1 protein-coding gene is annotated in these 1,051 nt (G+C 64.1%); it reads left to right on the top strand.

Annotated elements, in window-relative coordinates; all coding sequences use genetic code 11:
* Nucleotides 1–71 precede the first annotated feature (71 nt).
* Nucleotides 72–992, top strand: a complete 921-nt coding sequence (locus AB0M47_RS42800; RefSeq protein ID WP_363424798.1) for a transposase family protein — start codon at nucleotides 72–74, stop codon at nucleotides 990–992.
* Nucleotides 993–1,051 lie beyond the last annotated feature (59 nt).

The raw sequence follows: 1,051 nt of genomic DNA, 5'->3' as shown, positions 1-1,051 counted from the left end.
TAACGACCTGATGCGTAATTCTTCATGATCAACGCTTGACAACATGAAGGGCCGCGCGGATACATGCAGATGTGTCGTCAACATGGGCCCGCGCGGCCCTCCAACATTGTGCCTTCCACGGCCTGCCCGCGATAGCCCTGGCAGATCTGACAGTCGAGCTGGCGCCACAGTGGGAAGCCGCACGCGAGGACCGACTGCTGGCCTGCCGCGGCCGAGATCGCCGGCGAGCGGCCGGAGCCGGCCGACGGCCCAAAGTGGTCTTCCTCGACGCTTTACTCATCACCCTCGCGTACCTACGCACCGGGGTCACCCAAGATCTCCTGGCCGTGTTGTTCGACGTCGACCAGGCCACAATCAGCCGAGCCGTTCGCACTATCCGACCGCTGATCTCCGCACGCGGATACGCCACCGGCAACGACGGGCCACGACTGAGAACCCTCGCCGACGTCCTGGCCTACGCCCAGGCCACCGGCTTCGACCTGTGTCTCGACGCCACCGACATCATCGTGCGCCGACCGCAGGCCGCACGCCCTGGCCGCAAGGCGTTCGTCAGCGGCTCCAAACGCCGCAACACCATCAAAGGCACAGTCGTCAGTGACCAAGCCGGCCGGCTGCTCTGGGCCGGCGCTCTGCGACCAGGCCGCATGCACGACCAGACCGCCATCAAAACCGAAGGCATCGACGACCTGCTCGACCACTTCCCCGGCGTGCGCATCTGGGCAGACCAGGGCTACCGCGGACTGGCTAACAAACATCCCGGACAGGTGATCACCAAACTCGACCTGCTCCCCGACACCGCCGACAAAGACCTACAAGACCTCATCGTCGACCTGCGAAAACTACACTGCCAGCAACGCATCCCGATCGAGCAGGTCATCGGGCGGATGAAGAACTGGACCTCCCTCACACGCTGGCACGGCCACCGCGCCACCCTGCCCGAAACGTTCATCGCCGTGGCGACCCTGGTCTCCGACCTCACCGCCACACGATGATCAACAAGTACGGCGGTGAGGCGAACACACCTCACAGCCAATTACGCATCAGGTCGTAA

Source organism: Hamadaea sp. NPDC051192, from assembly GCF_040682475.1.
GTDB lineage: Bacteria > Actinomycetota > Actinomycetes > Mycobacteriales > Micromonosporaceae > Hamadaea > Hamadaea flava.
This window is presented reverse-complemented; position numbering and strand designations above follow the sequence as displayed.